Consider the following 16,757-nt stretch of genomic DNA (forward strand, 5'->3'; position numbering starts at 1 on the left):
GTGAGCCAATGCTGGATAATCGTATCCTGACATTTTTAAAATTATGTGAAAAAATGAATTATACAAAGACGGCGGAGGCGTTACATATCACACAGCCGGCGGTGACCCAACATATCCGCTATCTGGAGGAGCATTACGGCTGTCGTTTATTTTCTTATACGGGAAAACTGCTGAAGCTGACGGAAAAAGGTGAATTGCTGCGCCGCCTGGCATCGGAAATGGTGGCCAACGAGATTGGAATCCAGAAGGAAATGGCACGAACAGAAGAAGAGGAGATCCATCTGCGGATCGGTGCCACAAAAACCATTGGCGAATTTGTATTTCCTTCCATTATGAGTCGGTTTTTGCGGGAAAATCCCCAATATCGCCTGCATTTATATGTGGATAATACGAAAAATCTGCTGCAGATGTTGGAAAAAGGGGATTTGGATTTTACGATACTGGAAGGCTTTTTCGATAAGGATAAATATGCCTATCAGCTGTATCGCAAAGAACGATTCATCGGCACCTGCAGCAGGGAATGCAAGTTGGCAGGAAGGAAACTGAAGCTGGGGGATATCCGGACGGAAGGCCTGATCCTGCGGGAAGAAGGCTCCGGCACCCGTGAGATTCTGGAAGAAATTTTAAAGGGAAATAATTTCACCATCGGCAGTTTTCCTTTTGTGCAGGAAATCAGCAATTTTATTGCCATCAAGGAGCTGGTGAAGGCTAACTTGGGCATCACTTTTTCCTATTTTCCTGTGGTAAAGAGGGAATTGGAGGAAGGCAGCCTGGTGCAGTTGGATATCGATGATTTTGAAATCTATCGGGAATTCAATTATGTTTATATGAAGAACAGCCTCTTTGAAGGAAAATATAAAAAGCTCATGGATTTTGCAAGAGAAACGGAGGAATAAAAATACCCATCAAAAGATGGGTATTTTTTCTGGGGTTGGTTGTCGTGTTTTTATTTTCGTGCTATCCTTATTTCAGAGGATTTTGAGAATTTTTTGCATATCAGGAGGAGTTTTCATGGAATATGTAACATTAGGCAAAACAGGATTGAAAATTTCCCGTTTGGGCTTTGGCGGCATCCCCATCCAGAGAGTAGATGCCTCTGTGACAAAAGAACTGGTGAAAGCCATGGCAGAAAAAGGCATCAACTATATCGATACGGCCAGGGGTTATACCGTCAGCGAATCTTATCTGGGGGAAGCCTTGGAAGGATTGCGCAATAAATTCGTACTGGCGACAAAGAGCATGTCCCGCACAAAAGAAGCCATGGCGAAGGATATCGACATCAGCCTGGGCAATCTGCGTACAGATTATATCGACCTGTATCAGGTACATAACCCCAACATGGAACAGCTGGAACAGGTCATTGCCGCAGGCGGCGCTCTGGAAGCCTTGCAGGAAGCAAAGGCTGCCGGGAAGATCAGGCATATCGGCGTGACTGCCCATTCTCTGGAGGTCTTTGAAAAGGCCTTGGAACTGGATTGGGTGGAAACCATCATGTTCCCTTATAATATCGTGGAAACACAGGCAGTGGAACTGATCAAAAAATGTACTGAAAAGAACATTGGATTTATCACCATGAAGCCATTGGCAGGCGGTGCGATTGAAGATGCTACGCTGGCAATCCGTTTTATTTGTGCGAATCCCGATGTAACCGTTGTGATCCCTGGTATGTTCGATTTGAAGGAGATTGAACAGAACCTGGCGGCTTGCGAGGATAAAACACCCCTGAGCGAAGAGGAACTGGCGAAGATGGAGGAAATCAGAAGCCAGCTGGGCAATAATTTCTGCCGCAGATGCAATTACTGTGCCCCTTGTACCGTTGGCATCGGTATTCCCAGTGTATTCCTGTTCCAGGGATATCTGGACAGATATGGCCTGGGGGATTGGGCAAGGGACAGATATGGGGCGATGCCTGTAAAGGCCAGTGCATGTATCGGCTGCGGTGCCTGTGAAAAGAGATGCCCTTATAACCTGCCCATCAGAGAAATGCTGAAGGACGCAGCAGCTAAGTTTGGCGAATAAAACCTTGATGGCTTTGCCTCAAACTCCTACTTAGGGGGTCACCCCCTAAGAACCTGATACCGCAGAACCATGTTTGGTTCTGCAAATAAGGGTCAAGGGGGATTATCCCCCTTGCAGGGGTTCGGGGATGGGGTCCCTGAAAAAAAGAAATCCCGAAGGAATTTTCCTTCGGGATTATTTTTATTGTTTTGAAAAATTAAACCCTAGCAACGCCCAGAGTTACTTTTTCACCGTTGATATTCCATTCTTTGCTCAGTTCGCCGCCTTTGCCAGCAACAACTTCTTCCGCCAGAACGTCGGCTTTGATATCATTTGCAGCCAGGATTTCTGCGATCTTCGCATTACCGTCGTGGTAAACACGAATACGGTCTGTTACGTTGAAGTCAGCTTCTTTCCGCATGGTCTGTACCTTGGAGATGATTTCACGAACGAAACCTTCTTCTACCAATTCAGGTGTCAGGTTGGTATCCAGAACAACAGTCAGGTTGTTATCACCGGAGGATACGAAGCCGTCTTTTTCCGCTGTATCGATCAGCACGTCATCCATTTCCAGAACAACTTCGCTGCCATCTACAGTGAAGGAAGCCTTGCCCTCTGCACGGAGGGTTGCCATGAAGGCGGAGCCATCTACTTCTTTCAGATATGCGCCGATCGCGGGCACCAGCTTGCCGTATTTCTTGCCCAGTGTTCTCAGCTGAGGCTTAAAGGTGTATGTTGTGAAGGCTTCCACATCATCTGTGAAAGCAACTGCTTTGACATTCAGTTCTTCTTTGATGATATCGCAGAAAGTTTCAGGCAGTGTCTGTTCCGCTTTTACATACATCATAGCCAGAGGCTGTCTGTTCTTCATTGCGCTGGCGTTTCTAGCCGCACGGCCTTCTACAACGACTTTCAGAACAAAGTCCATATTTGCTTCCAGGTCAGCATCTACCCATTCTTCGTGGTATGCGGGCCAATCACACAGGTGAACGGATTCAGGCGCATTTGTGTCTACCTTCTTCACCAGATTTGCATAGATTTCTTCTGTGATGAAGGGGGTGAAAGGAGCAGCCAGTTTTACCATGGTTTCCAGAACAGTGTACAGAGTCATATAAGCATTGATTTTATCCTGTTCCATGCCTTCTGCCCAGAAACGTTCCCGGCTTCTTCTTACATACCAGTTGGACAGATCATCCAGGAAATCTACCATAGCACGGGCGGGCTCTGTCAGCTTATAGCTGTCCAGACATTCATCTACAAATTTGTTCAATGTCTGCAGCTTGGAGAGGATCCATTTATCCATGGGAGTCAGTTTATCATATTCCAGAGCGTATTTTGTAGGGTCGAACTGGTCGATTTCTGCATACAGGATGTAGAATGCGTAGGTGTTCCACAGAGTACCCATGAATTTTCTCTGCATTTCGGATACGGCTTCATCGTAGTAACGAGAAGGCAGCCAAGGAGCGGAGTTTGCATAGAAGTACCAGCGAACGGCATCGGCACCCTGTTTATTCAATGCATCCCAAGGGTTGACAACGTTGCCTTTGTGTTTGGACATCTTCTGGCCGTCTTTATCCTGTACATGGCCCAGAACGATACAGTTCTTGAAGGGTGCTTTATCGAAGATCAGCGTGCTGACTGCCAGCAGGGTATAGAACCAGCCACGGGTCTGGTCAACGGCTTCGGAGATGAAATCCGCAGGGAAGTTTTCATCGAAGATTTCTTTATTTTCAAAAGGATAATGCCACTGGGCGAAGGGCATGGAACCACTGTCGAACCAGCAGTCGATTACTTCGGGCACACGGGTCATCAGCTTGCCGCACTGAGGGCAGGTGATGTGTACCGCATCGATGAAGGGTTTATGCAGTTCGATATCTTCGGGGCAGTCGGGAGACATTTCCTTCAGTTCAGCGATGCTGCCGATGGTATGTCTGTGGCCGCATTCACATTCCCAGATGGGCAGTGGGGTACCCCAGTATCTTTCACGGGACAGACCCCAGTCGATTACATTTTCCAGGAAGTTGCCGAAACGGCCTTCTTTGATGTTATCGGGATACCAGTTGATGGTTCTGTTGTTGCGAACCAGGTTATCTCTCAATGCTGTCATTTTGATGAACCATGTACTTCTTGCATAGTACAGCAGGGGTGTGTCGCATCTCCAGCAGAAAGGATAGTTATGTTCGAAGGGCAGAGCCGCAAACAGGGAACCATTTTCCTCCATATATTTCAGAACAACAGGGTCAGCGTCTTTGACGAACAGACCTTCAAAGGGGCCAGCCAGAGAGGTCAGATGACCGGTTGTATCTACATTCTGATAGAAAGTAACATCATATTTTTTACATACACGGTAGTCGTCTTCACCATACGCATAAGCGGTGTGAACGATACCGGTACCATCTGTCAGTGTTACGTAATCATCGCAGGTTACGAAATAACCTTTGAAATCTTCGCCATGAGGCTGGAAGGAGAACAGGGGTTCATACTTCACATATTCCAGATCGGCACCCTTCATTCTTTCCACAACTTCATATTTGCCTTCGCCCAGAACGCTGTCCATCAGGGCTTCTGCCATGATAACATAATAATCTTCATATTTTGCTTTTGCATAGGTTTCCTTGGCATTTACGGACAGGATGACGTTGGAGGGCAGTGTCCAGGGGGTTGTTGTCCATGCCAGGAAATATGTGTTTTCTGTGCCTTCCATTTTGAATTTCGCAATGGCAGATGTTTCTTTTACATCCTTATAGCCCTGTGCCACTTCGTGGGAGGAAAGGGCTGTGCCGCAGCGAGGGCAGTAGGGAACAACTTTATGACCTTTGTACAAGAGGCCTTTATCCCAAATCTGTTTCAGTGCCCACCATTCGGATTCGATATATTCATTATGGTATGTGACATAGGGATGATCCATATCTGCCCAGAAGCCGACACGGTCACTCATGGAACGCCATTCCTGTTCGTATGTCCATACGCTTTCTTTACATTTCTGGATAAAAGGTTCTACGCCATAGCCTTCGATCTGGTCTTTGCCATCCAGCCCCAGTGTTTTTTCTACTTCCAGTTCAACGGGCAGGCCATGGGTATCCCAGCCGGCTTTTCTCAGAACCTTATAGCCCTTCATGGTTTTATAACGAGGGATCAGGTCTTTTACCGCACGGGTGATGATATGACCGATATGGGGTTTGCCGTTGGCTGTGGGGGGGCCATCGTAGAAGGTGAATACGGGGGCGCCTTCTCTTGCTTTGATACTTTTGCCGAAGATATCATTGTCTTTCCAATACTTTTCAACCTGTACTTCTCTTTCGACGAAGTTCATATTATTGGGGACTTTGTCGTACATTTGAATTCCTCCTTAATTAAAATGATGATTGTAGATACTTTTCGAAGATAATGTGTTCTTTTGTATCCTAATCGGTTTTTCTTTGGTGTGTTTTTTCTTTTGTGTTTTCTTCTGTATTTTTTTCTTTGGTATGTATGATGGTGCGGTTTTTCCGCCTTTTATTCTGAAAATATAAAAGCCCCTTCATCCACACAGGACGAAGGAGCTCGCGGTACCACCTGATTTGACGGCATAAAACGCCGCCCAGCTTAGACACATCACCATCATGATGTTTTCCCTTAACGCGGGCCACGACAGAGCCTACTGAGCGAAGCTGTTCGGTCTGCCACTCCGGAGTGATTTTCTGCATCTTCCCCAAGGACGGGATCGCACCTTTTCCCATCTCTCTGTGCTCAGGCTGAGGATACATACTGTCTCCTTCATAGTGTTTCTAACGTATTTACCAATGTATTATACAATCTGAAAAATGGGTTGTAAAGCCTTTTTTTGCGGAAAAATAAAAGTATGTTGTATGCAAGTCCACTGTATACAGGAAGTCTGTTTTTTCGGAGAAATTTTGGGAAAAAAAGAGGATAAAAAGGGATGATTTGCGAATAATATGTAAATTCTGATGTAAAGACACCCAAAAAGTTTGATTTTCTTATCAAAACTATGTATAATCAATAACATATACTTTTTGCGGTAATGTTAAGTTTTGACAGGATGTGTCCAAAAAGTATCTGAACCCGCACCCTGTCGACCCAGAAAAAGGAGATTTTAAAATGAAAGGTAGAGACTTTGCACTGCTGACAGACTTATATGAGCTGACCATGATGCAGGGCTACTATGAAACCGGTGCGTATAAAAGACAGGTGGTATTCGATCTGTTTTACAGAAAGAACCCCAGCGGCAACGGCTTTGCCATTGTGGCAGGGCTGCAGCAGGCCATCGAATATCTGAACGAACTGCACTTTACAGAAGAAGACATTGCATATCTGGAAGGTTTGCATATCTTTTCAGAAGGATTTATTGCATATTTGAAAGAGTTCCGCTTTACAGGGGAAGTATATGCCATTCCGGAAGGGACTGTGGTATTTCCCCATGAACCCCTGATGCGGATCAAGGCACCCATCATCGAAGCACAGCTGATTGAACCTGCGCTGCTGAATATCATCAACCACCAGAGCCTGATTGCTACAAAGGCATCCCGTGTGGTACATGCTGCCAAGGGTGACCCTGTTCTGGAATTTGGGCTGCGCCGTGCCCAGGGCCCTGATGCGGGCACATTGGGGGCGAGAGCCGCTGTGATTGCCGGCTGCGTGGCAACCAGCAACGTATTGACAGGGAAGCTGTTTAATGTTCCTGTCAAGGGCACCCATGCCCATAGCTGGGTTATGAGCTTCCCTGATGAGCTGACAGCCTTCCGCACCTATGCAAAGCTGTTCCCCAACGCATGTATCCTGCTGGTGGACACATATAATACCCTGAAGAGCGGCGTACCTAATGCCATCCGTGTATTTGACGAAATGAAGGCAGCGGGCACTCTGCCGGAAAAAGGCTATGGCATCCGCCTGGACAGCGGCGACTTGGCTTATCTTTCCAAACGGGCAAGACAGATGCTGGATGAAGCAGGCTACCCCGATGCAATCATCTCCGCTTCCAGCGATCTGGATGAAAACCTGATTACCAGCCTGAAATTGCAGGGTTCCACTATCAGCCTGTGGGGCGTTGGCACAAAACTGATCACTTCTGACGATTGCCCCGCTTTCGGCGGCGTGTATAAGCTGGCGGCAGAACAGACAGAGGACGGCGATTTTGAACCGAAGATCAAATTGTCCAATAATGTGGAAAAGGTGACAAACCCCGGCATCAAGAAAATTGTTCGTATCTATGATAAAAAGACAGGGAAGATCAAAGCAGACTTGCTGGCATTGGAGGATGAAGTTTTTACAGAGGATATGGATCTGCATATCTATGACACCAATGCAAAATGGAAGAGCATGCAGCTTCCCACAGGCACCTATACCCTGAGAGAATTGCTGGTTCCTGTCTTTATTGACGGGAAGCAGGTGTATGAATGTCCGGAAACCATGGATATTCAGGCTTACTGCAATAGAGAAAAGGATACCCTGTGGGATGAACAGAAGCGCCTGAAAAACCCCGATATCGTTCCTGTGGATCTTTCCGATAAGCTGAGCGCCATGAAGCTGAAGCTGATCGAAGCCATGAGCGGAATGTAAGTTTTTAATGGAAAATAAAATATTGGAAAAGCCCAGATTTTTATCTGGGCTTTTTTGCTAGAAATTATATTTATTGATATCCGCCATGGTGACGCCGGGATGGAGGGCGATATTGATGCTGTTGGCAATGATATTTGCCAGACGATCCACTACGGCATCCACTTCCTTGGGAGTGACGAACATATTTCCCGTATAGGGGCCTAAAATTTCGGCAATCATCTGATATTTTTCTTCCTGTTTCAGAGAACGAAGGGTTTGATAAAATTCGCTGCCTTTTTTCGTCTGCTGAATCATTTCCCCTAAAATGCGATCCATGGTATCGTTGACGAGGGTGGCGGCATCTACCACAGTCGGCACGCCAATGGCAATGACAGGGATACCAAGGCTTTTTTCATCCAGCATCATCCGTTGGTTGCCGACCCCTGCACCGGGGGCAACGCCAGTATCACTCATCTGGATGGCGGCATTGATGCGCTTGGAATGGCGGGCGGCCAGAGCATCGATGGCGATGAGCAGGGAAGGGTGCAGTTTGTCTACAATGCCCTTGATGATTTCCCCGGTTTCGATGCCGGTGATGCCCATGACACCGGGGCTGATGGCGGCTACAGGGCGCACTGTGGCGTCGATTTCTTCCGGCAAGGTACCCTGCAGATGGCGGGTCACAAGGATTTTGGCGACAACCTTCGGCCCCAGTGCGTCGGGGGTGATATTCCAGTTGCCCAGGCCTGCTACAAGGATACAGTCATCTTCTTTCAGCTTTGCCAGAGAACGGATATTTTCCGCCAGAATGGCAATGAGCTTTTCGTGACATTCCACATCATTTTCCTTTAACTTTTCCGATTCTAAGGTGATATAATTCCCCATAGGCTTGCCCATCAGCTGGCTGCCCTGCGGGGAAATGATGCGTACATGGGTGAGGGCGTAATCCGATTGTTCTTCTGTTTCCACCTCCACGCCCTCTATTTCATCGGCTTTGGCGGCTTCGCCCTGGGCCAGTTCTCTGGCTTCGATGGCCAGGTCTGTCCGGACGGAAAAGGGGTGTTTTGCCGGATTTTCTTTTTTCTGTTTCATGGATTCACAGCCTTTCTGCTTTTTGTTTATTTTTTTCGCAGTTTTGAAAAGTATTCATTGACTTATTTTGATTCATAGGGTAAAATATATCCGTTGAGTTAACCACGGGGTGCTCGAGAGAGTGTGAAAAAAGCCCCAAACCGTGTCGGAGGGAGAAGCCCTCAAAGGTGGTTAATGGTAAGAAGAAAGAGCGATATTCCCCCAATATCGACAGAGAAAACCACATTAAAAGTATTCTAGGAGGAAATTACATTGGCTAATATTAAATCTGCTAAGAAAAGAATCAAAGTAATCAACAAAAAAACACTGAGAAACAAAATGATCAAATCTCAGGTAAAAACAGCGATGAAGAAAGTAATCGTTGCTGTAAATGCTGGTGATAAAGAAACAGCTGCAGCAGCTCTGAAAAATGCTGTATCCGCAATCGACAAAGCATATATCAAAGGCATCTACCACAAAAACGCAGTGGCTAGAAAAAAATCTTCTCTGACAAGACTGGTAAACAGCCTGTAATGAAAACCGAACGAAAAGGATATCCTATAGGATATCCTTTTTTTGTGGAGGAATGACAATATGACAGAGAGATATGATAAGGTTACAGAAAAACATGCCAAAGGCTATAACTGCGCTCAGGCGGTGGCCTGCGCCTACAGCGACCTGTTCGGCGTGGAGGAAAAAGAAGCTTTTCGCGCGACGGAATGCTTTGGCAGAGGCATGTCCACGATGGGAACCTGCGGGGCGGTTTCGGCTATGGCGTATTTGGTGGGGCTGAAGCTTTCCGATGCAGATTTGGAACATCCAAAGACAAAACTGGATTGTTACAATACCCTGAAGCCCATGCAGGAGGCATTTCTGGCAAAAAACAAATCATTGGAATGCCGGAAGCTGAAAGGCGTAGATACAGGGGTGCCCTTGAGGAGCTGCCTGGGCTGTATGCAGGATGCGGCGGAGATCGTGGAAAAATATCTGCTGCAGGAAAAGAAATCATAAGAGAAAGGGACGCTGATATCTTTGGATATTGGCGTTTTTCTTTGTTTCAAAGGGAAGAAAATCATGGTATAATGAATAAAAAATATGCAAATAGGCTCTCCGAAAGGAGGTATCCTGATGAACTTTGTGGATATCATTATAAAAAAAAGAGACGGCGGAAAGCTGACCAACGAAGAGATTTCCTTTTTTGTAAAGGGCGTGACGGATGGCTCTCTGCCAGATTATCAGATTTCTGCTTTATTGATGGCAATTTTGCTGAAGGGCATGGATGCGGAAGAAACGGCCTGCCTGACCATGGAAATGGCCCATTCCGGCGGTATGTTCCATCTTTCCGCCATCGATGGGTTTAAGGTGGATAAGCACAGCACCGGCGGCGTGGCAGATACCACAACGCTGATTCTGGCGCCATTGGTCGCCTCTGTGGGGGTGCCGGTGGTGAAAATGAGCGGGCGAGGCTTGGGCTTTTCCGGCGGCACCATCGATAAGCTGGAATCCATTCCCGGTTTTCGGGTGGATGTGACGGAGGAAGAAGCATTGCGCTTTGGAAAGAAAAGCGGCATCGTATTGATGAGCCAGACGGATAACCTGACCCCTGCGGATAAAAAGCTTTACGCCCTGCGGGATGTCACAGGGACGGTGGACAGCATTCCCCTGATTGCTGCCAGCATCATGTCCAAGAAAATTGCGGCAGGGGCAGATGGTATCGTGCTGGATGTAAAATGCGGCAGCGGTGCTTTTATGAAGGATTTGGAAAGCGCAGAAAAGCTGGCGGCCACCATGGCGGATATGGGCAGACATGTGGGCAGAAAGGTGACGGCAGTCATCAGCGGCATGGATCAGCCCTTGGGCATGTATATCGGCAACAGTCTGGAAGTGATAGAAGCCATGGAGGTGCTGAAAGGCAATGTTGGCGGCGATCTGTTGGAGGTTTCCCTGACCCTGGGGGCGAATATGCTCCTCTTGGCAGGCAGAGTGGAAACGGAAGAGGCGGGCAAAGCCCTTTTGTTGGAGCAGATCAGAAACGGCAAGGGTCTTGCAAAGTTTAAAGAGCTGTTGATGCAGCAGGGGGGCGATGTGGGCATCATTGATAACTATGGGCTGTTGCCCTTGTCCCCTGTGAAGCTGGAGGTAAAGGCAGAGAAAGACGGATACATCACCCGTATGGATACGGCACTGATTGGCAGAGCATCTCAGGAAACGGGGGCAGGCCGTATGTTCAAAGGGCAGCCTTTGGATTTTGGTGCAGGTATTGTGATGAAAAAACGTATAGGTGATGCAATTGCAACAGATGAACCCTTTGCCGTCGTGTATAGTGAAAGTGAGGAAAAATGCAGCTCTGCGGCGGATTTCCTGAAACAGGCGATCACCATTGAGGAAATACAGGCGGCAGAACAGCCGCCGCTGATTTGGAAAATCATCAGACAGGAGGATTGAAGATATGAAAAGAGCGATCATCATCGTATTGGATAGTGTGGGGATCGGAGAACTGCCGGATGCCGCGGATTTTGGCGACGTTGGCAGCAATACCCTGGTTAATATTAAAAAAGCAAGACCTCAGACGAATTTGAAAAATCTCTGCGCCTTGGGCTTGGGCAATATTCAAGGGGAGGAAATCGAACTGCTGGGGAAGGTGGATGCACCGAAGGGAGCCTTTGGCAAGATGGGGGAAAAATCCATCGGGAAGGATACCACCACAGGCCATTGGGAAATGGCAGGCGTCATTACAAAAAACCCCTTTCCTACTTATACGGAAACAGGCTTCCCCAAGGAGGTCATGGATGCCTTTGAAGCAGCTATCGGCACAAAAACTTTAGGCAATTATGCCGCATCCGGCACAGAAATCATCAATGTGCTGGGAGAAGAGCATATGAAAACGGGCTATCCCATCGTGTATACTTCTGCAGACAGCGTATTCCAGATTGCAGCCCATGAAGAAATCATTCCTGTGGAAAAGCTGTATGAAATCTGTGAAAAGGCCAGAAAGATTTTGACGGGAGAACACGGCGTGGCCCGTGTTATTGCCAGACCCTTTATCGGCAGCAAAAACGGCGATTTCACCCGTACCAAAAACAGAAAGGACTTCTCCCTGGAACCGACCGGCGTGACCATTCTGGACTTGGCCAAGGAAAAGGGCATGAATGTGACGGCAGTGGGGAAAATCGAGGATATTTTCGAGCATCGCGGCATGACCCGTACCGACCATACCACCAATAATAATGATGGCATCGAAAAGACCATCCAGTATGCCAAAGAGGAATTTGAAGGCATTTTGTTTACCAACTTGGTGGATACGGATATGATCTATGGACATAGAAACGATGTAGAGGGCTATGCATCTGCACTGGAATATTTCGATGGCAAGCTGCCGGAAATCATAGCTCAGATGAAAGAGGAGGATCTCCTGTTTATCACGGCAGACCATGGCTGCGACCCCACAACCCCTAGTACAGACCACTCCCGGGAATATGTTCCCGTGCTGGTATATGGCAAGCCTGTGAAAGAAGGCGTTGACCTGGGCATCAGAAAGACCTTTGCGGATTTGGGGCAGACCATTTCCGATTATCTGGGGCTGGGGGCGAAATTTGAAGCAGAGAGCTTTTTGCAGGATATTCTGAAAGAAGGATAAAATGGATTTTTTCGGTCATACTGCTTTTTAGAAGGGAGTGGTATGGGTGAAAAAATACAAATGCAATACCTGTGATTATATTTATGACGAAGCAAAGGGAGAACCTGAAAACGGCATTCCGGAACTGACAGAATGGCAGGATTTGCCGGAGGATTATGTTTGCCCCATTTGCGGGGTCAATAAAGAAGCCTTCGCTCTGGTGGAAGCGGAAACCACCATCAAGGCATGAGAAAAGCCCTGAAGAATGATTCTTCGGGGCTTTTTCTGTAGATATTATGACAGGAGAAAGAAAATAAGATACAATCGGAGAAAAAAGGGGGAATATTTATGGGAGAAATCAGAATCAGACCAGTGACAGAAGGGGATGCAGAGGAGCTGTTGGCTATCTATGCACCCTATGTGACAGAAACGACGGTGACCTATGAATATGATGTGCCTTCTCTGGAAGAATTTCGGGAACGCATCAAACATACCTTGCAGGCATATCCTTATTTTGCGGCAGAGGAGGAGGGGAAAATCATCGGCTACGCCTATGCTTCTGCCTTCCACGCCAGGAGAGCCTATATCTGGTCGGCAGAGGCAACGGTTTATCTGAAGATGGAAGAAAGGGGCAGGGGCATCGGAAGGAGGCTCTATGCAGCCTTAGAAGAAGCCCTGCGGAAGCAGAACGTGCAGAACGTAAATGCCTGCATTGCCTATCCCAACCCTCACAGCATTGCCTTCCATGAAGCCATGGGCTATCATCAGGCGGGGAAATTTACTGATTGTGCCTATAAGCTGGGGCAGTGGCTGGGAATGGTCTGGATGGAAAAATCCCTGGGAGAACACCCCGACCCGCCGCAGGAATTTATCCCTTACCCAGAAATTACTGTATAAAAAGGGAACAGAATCTTAAGATTTTCCGTCAGATATACAGTAAGCCCTGCAATCCGGCGGGGTTTGTTGCATCAGGTAGTTTTTTGTAGTATAATCATAGAATAGAAAACTATGTATATTGATAAATATAAGGAGATCATATATGGAAGAAACAGTAATCGTAATCATGCTGAAAGATGCGGAAACCGGTTTTCTGGAAAAGGAATTGGGGGCCTACTCCCTTTCCGAAAACAGCGAGTTGATTTTCAATATTTATGCAGAAGGGGAAGAGGATCAGGTTGTGATGCGCCTGACCTGTGAAAGAGAACTGCAGGATTGGGAATACGACGCGGTATATGATTATTATGATACAGAAACAGTAGGTGCATTGGTGGATTCCATCGAAGAAGAGGATGGTCATTACGACCCTGTTTGGGTAGTGACTTTCCCCTTTACAAAAGAACAGGATGCTATGGAAGAAAAACTGACGACAATTTTGAATGCCCATAAGGAAGAACTGCTTTCTGTTTATGAAGCGATCAAAGACAAAGAGGATGATTACCGTGGGGAATAAAAGACGGCGGCTTTTCTGCCTTCTTTTGGGATTCTGTATTTTTATGACCAGTGGGTGTGATTTTGGCAGTGTGGAGCAGACGGTTTCGGCGCAGGAAGAAAAGGAGGACGGCCGCACCACAGAGATCATCGTGCCCAATGGAAAAGAAGATACACCTGAGGAAGAAGAGGAAAAGACAGAAGAAGAAAAAAAAGAAGAGAAAAAAACAGATACGAAAAAGCAGATCACCCAGTCCAAACCTTTTTGGCAGAGCGAAACTTCCAAGCAGTATGAGACGCTGACGGCAGTTGCAGCGGCGGCACAGCAGGATTATAGGATCAACGGGCCGAAACGGGGCTGGATGAGCAAAAACGGCAAGCTCTACGGTTATTATGACGGCTGTTACATAACCCCTTCCATGTTGGTGAAGGAAGGATATCTGGAGAGTGGGCTGGATACGGCAGGATATGAGATCCTGCTTATCGACGGCAGTGACTTGGCTCAGTACAGCGGGGCCAGTGTGCCTTCTGACAGCAATACATTCTGTGTATTTGCCGCAGTCAAGCAAAACGGCAAATATCTGCTGGCTTCTGCCAGCGGCAAGGCAGGGCAGATTTCTCAGGAGGATTATACCTCCCTGCTGGCAAAATATAACCAGAGCCATGGCACAGTGGGGCGGCTTTCTTCTGCATCTGCGGAATATGGTCGTATCCTGAACTATATCTGCCTGTATGAAGGGAAATTTTCGGATTTCTTTGTGCGCGAGATCAGAAAAGACAATAAGTATGCAGTCGTTGTATTTTCTACTACGACCAATACAGCAAATATCAAGCAGTATATCCTGAAAAATGATAATGGTTTTTGGGAAGTGGTCTATCCCAATGTGCAGATGGATGCTTACCCTATCAACGCGGTGAATAAACTGATTCCCGATTTTAATGTGGAGCTGCTGCCGAAATATAACCTGGCGGCGTGGAAAAATTATGTGAAAGCAGAACAGGGCGGCGCTGTGGCAGCCATGTTCAGCAATTACTATATCACCAGCAAGAGCCAGATCAAATATCAGTGTGCAACGGCAAACTGTGCCTATTTCCGCCTGACGGATGGTTCCCGTTATGTGGCCTATATGAATGGGGAATATTGGACAGCGGCGCCGGTTTCCTCGGATATTGCGGCAAAGAATTATTTTATGGAGCGGACAGGGGTAGACTATGGTTTTATCATTCTGGACGATTAAGAAGGTGCTTTTTATGACAAAGACCAACGTGATGCGTCTGCTGGAAGCGGCAGGGATTGCTTACCGCACAGCGGAATATGAATACGATGAATCGAACCTTTCGGGGCTTCATGCGGCAGAACAGGTGGGCATGGCGCCGGAGCAGGTGTTCAAGACTCTGGTAACGAGGGGAGATAAAACGGGGATCAATGTGTTTTGTATCCCTGTGGATATGGAGCTGGATTTGAAAAAGGCGGCTGTCGTATCTAAAAATAAAAAAGTTGAAATGACCCATATGAAGGAACTGCTGGGGCTGACAGGATATATCCGCGGCGGCTGTTCCCCCATTGGGATGAAGAAAAAATACCCCACCTTTATCGATGAGACCTGCATTTTATTCGACGAGATTGCCGTCAGTGCGGGGGTAAGAGGGGAGCAGATCATTCTTTCCCCCAACGATCTGATTCGATATACAGAAGCCGTTCAGGCAGATGTGACAAAAGAAATGGCATGAAAAAATGAAGAGAAAACAAAGACAGCCACCCGGATACAAGTAGAATCGGGTGGCTGTTTTTTAGTTTGCCGAACAATCTAAGGTTGTTACCTGCTGATTTTTATAGTTTCGCTGGGGAGGGTTTCCTGCCCGTTTACCACTGCGGAGATATGCAGATAGTAGCTCTGGCCTTGATTGGCAGAAATACCGAAGCAGTAAGGAAAGCCCCAATACCATTTTTCACTGTTGTTATTCGGGTTTTTCATGGGGGTAAAAGGCCCATCGGGGGAAGCTGATGTGTAGATACGGTAGTATTCTGCGGCATAAACCGGAGACCAGGAAACGTAAGCATAACCGTCATTTTCCACTTGCATCCGCAGATTTTGAGGCGCGGGAGGCGTATAGGTATAGTTTTTCATTTGGCTCAGGGGGACAGAAAGATTTTGAGATACCTGCAAGACCTGAGAAATGGGGATAGAAAAATAATGCCCATCACCATAGGCGGAAGTGATACCGATCAGCTGTCCATTGGAACGGAAAAGCCCGCCGCCGCTGCTGCCTTGGGAAATGACCGCAGTGGTGGAGATATAATCCCTATCGTAGGCGCTGATAACACCGGTAGAGACGGTATTTCGCTGCCCGCCGGGGGAACCGATGGCCGTCACAGCTTCACCCACCTGGAAGGATTGGGACGGCGTGGCTGCCTGCAGCCCATCCTTGCTAATACGCAAAAGTGCGATATCCGATTCCGGTTTCAGGCCCACTACAGTGGTTGCCCCTTGGTAAATCGTACCATCGGAGAAGATGAACTGTGCTGTGGAAGCATTTTCAATGACATGGTAATTTGTTGCGATCAGCCCATCGGAAGAAAGAATAACGCCGCTGCCCTGCATTTTATTGGTCTGGATATAGACCACAGATTTTTTCATGGTGTTTTCTGCTGTGGCATCTGCGGCATAGATGGAAACAGTGGATGTGCGGCTGTCCCAATTTACTTCTGCACCGCTGTATTCTGCCAGAAAACGGAGGGGAACGTAGGTGCGCCCGTTTTTGATCTTTGCGGGGGCATCAACGGAGACGCTTTCGCCGTTAACAAGGGCAGTTTTGCTGTTGATGGACAGGGAAATTGTTACATCATCGCTGAGGGCAAGAACAGTTTGGGTATGTTCCTGCCAATGGACGGTATAGCCCAGAGATTCCAAAATGCCCCGGACAGGCACCAGCACCCGGTCATTTTCGATAAAAGGCGCTTCATCGAAGGAAACAGCCTGATCGTTCAGGGTGATGCGGATAGATGCCGCCGTGGCTGTATAAATAAAACAGGTGCATAATAAAAGAAAGAGGACTGTGCCTCTTAAAATTCGTTTCAGTGAAATCACATCCTTTCTTTATAAATTCA

Annotated in this window: 15 protein-coding genes and 1 other annotated feature; of the genes, 12 read left to right on the top strand and 3 right to left on the bottom strand. The window is 47.3% G+C overall.

Annotation, left to right across the window (positions count from 1 at the left end):
• The first annotated feature begins 8 nt into the window (after positions 1-8).
• Both ACI39P_RS02450 and ACI39P_RS02455 read left to right on the top strand, forming a co-directional pair.
• On the top strand, positions 9-896 hold the full coding sequence (locus ACI39P_RS02450) for a LysR substrate-binding domain-containing protein (RefSeq protein ID WP_439719121.1): 888 nt from the start codon (positions 9-11) through the stop codon (positions 894-896).
• A 115-nt stretch (positions 897-1,011) separates the two neighbouring features.
• Positions 1,012-2,019 carry an aldo/keto reductase gene (locus tag ACI39P_RS02455; protein ID WP_439719122.1) on the top strand — a complete coding sequence of 336 codons (1,008 nt, stop codon included), beginning with the start codon at positions 1,012-1,014 and terminating at the stop codon, positions 2,017-2,019.
• 196 nt (positions 2,020-2,215) lie between these two features.
• Here the strand turns inward: ACI39P_RS02455 and ileS are convergent, their stop codons facing one another.
• Positions 2,216-5,335, bottom strand: a complete 3,120-nt coding sequence (gene ileS / locus ACI39P_RS02460) for an isoleucine--tRNA ligase (RefSeq protein ID WP_439719123.1) — start codon at positions 5,333-5,335, stop codon at positions 2,216-2,218.
• 189 nt (positions 5,336-5,524) lie between these two features.
• Positions 5,525-5,767: a binding site (T-box leader), on the bottom strand.
• Between the two features lie 329 nt (positions 5,768-6,096).
• Between ileS and ACI39P_RS02465 the strand changes: the two genes are divergently transcribed.
• On the top strand, positions 6,097-7,554 hold the full coding sequence (locus tag ACI39P_RS02465) for a nicotinate phosphoribosyltransferase (RefSeq protein ID WP_439719124.1): 1,458 nt from the start codon (positions 6,097-6,099) through the stop codon (positions 7,552-7,554).
• Positions 7,555-7,611: 57 nt separating this feature from the next.
• Here ACI39P_RS02465 and gpr read toward each other — a convergent pair whose 3' ends face one another.
• Positions 7,612-8,625, bottom strand: a complete 1,014-nt coding sequence (gene gpr / locus ACI39P_RS02470) for a GPR endopeptidase (RefSeq protein WP_439719125.1) — start codon at positions 8,623-8,625, stop codon at positions 7,612-7,614.
• A 252-nt stretch (positions 8,626-8,877) separates the two neighbouring features.
• On the opposite strand from gpr, the gene rpsT reads away from it, so the two are divergent.
• From rpsT to ybaK, 9 genes are all read left to right on the top strand, one after another.
• Positions 8,878-9,138, top strand: a complete 261-nt coding sequence (gene rpsT, locus ACI39P_RS02475) for a 30S ribosomal protein S20 (RefSeq protein WP_439719126.1) — start codon at positions 8,878-8,880, stop codon at positions 9,136-9,138.
• Between the two features lie 60 nt (positions 9,139-9,198).
• Positions 9,199-9,615 (top strand): C-GCAxxG-C-C family protein, encoded by a 417-nt coding sequence (locus ACI39P_RS02480; RefSeq protein WP_439719127.1) that lies wholly within the window; start codon positions 9,199-9,201, stop codon positions 9,613-9,615.
• Between the two features lie 117 nt (positions 9,616-9,732).
• Complete coding sequence (locus tag ACI39P_RS02485; protein ID WP_439719128.1) at positions 9,733-11,049, top strand: thymidine phosphorylase; 1,317 nt, start codon at positions 9,733-9,735, stop codon at positions 11,047-11,049.
• Positions 11,050-11,053: 4 nt separating this feature from the next.
• Positions 11,054-12,241, top strand: coding sequence for a phosphopentomutase (locus ACI39P_RS02490; RefSeq protein WP_439719129.1), 1,188 nt, complete (start codon positions 11,054-11,056; stop codon positions 12,239-12,241).
• Between the two features lie 46 nt (positions 12,242-12,287).
• Entirely contained in the window at positions 12,288-12,470 is a 183-nt protein-coding gene (locus tag ACI39P_RS02495; protein WP_439719130.1) for a rubredoxin, read from the top strand.
• Positions 12,471-12,568: 98 nt separating this feature from the next.
• On the top strand, positions 12,569-13,117 hold the full coding sequence (locus ACI39P_RS02500) for a GNAT family N-acetyltransferase (protein ID WP_439719131.1): 549 nt from the start codon (positions 12,569-12,571) through the stop codon (positions 13,115-13,117).
• Positions 13,118-13,259: 142 nt separating this feature from the next.
• Entirely contained in the window at positions 13,260-13,670 is a 411-nt protein-coding gene (locus tag ACI39P_RS02505; protein ID WP_439719132.1) for a DUF6762 family protein, read from the top strand.
• Positions 13,660-14,886 carry a hypothetical protein gene (locus ACI39P_RS02510; RefSeq protein WP_439719133.1) on the top strand — a complete coding sequence of 409 codons (1,227 nt, stop codon included), beginning with the start codon at positions 13,660-13,662 and terminating at the stop codon, positions 14,884-14,886. Before ACI39P_RS02505 ends, ACI39P_RS02510 begins: the two co-directional genes overlap by 11 nt.
• Positions 14,887-14,899: 13 nt before the next feature.
• A complete protein-coding gene (gene ybaK / locus ACI39P_RS02515; protein ID WP_439719134.1) occupies positions 14,900-15,379 on the top strand; it encodes a Cys-tRNA(Pro) deacylase in 480 nt (159 codons plus the stop codon).
• 86 nt (positions 15,380-15,465) lie between these two features.
• Here ybaK and ACI39P_RS02520 read toward each other — a convergent pair whose 3' ends face one another.
• Positions 15,466-16,737, bottom strand: a complete 1,272-nt coding sequence (locus ACI39P_RS02520; protein ID WP_439719135.1) for a stalk domain-containing protein — start codon at positions 16,735-16,737, stop codon at positions 15,466-15,468.
• Positions 16,738-16,757 lie beyond the last annotated feature (20 nt).

The sequence above is a fragment of the Anaerotignum sp. genome, from assembly GCF_051877975.1.
Taxonomy (GTDB): domain Bacteria; phylum Bacillota; class Clostridia; order Lachnospirales; family Anaerotignaceae; genus Anaerotignum_A.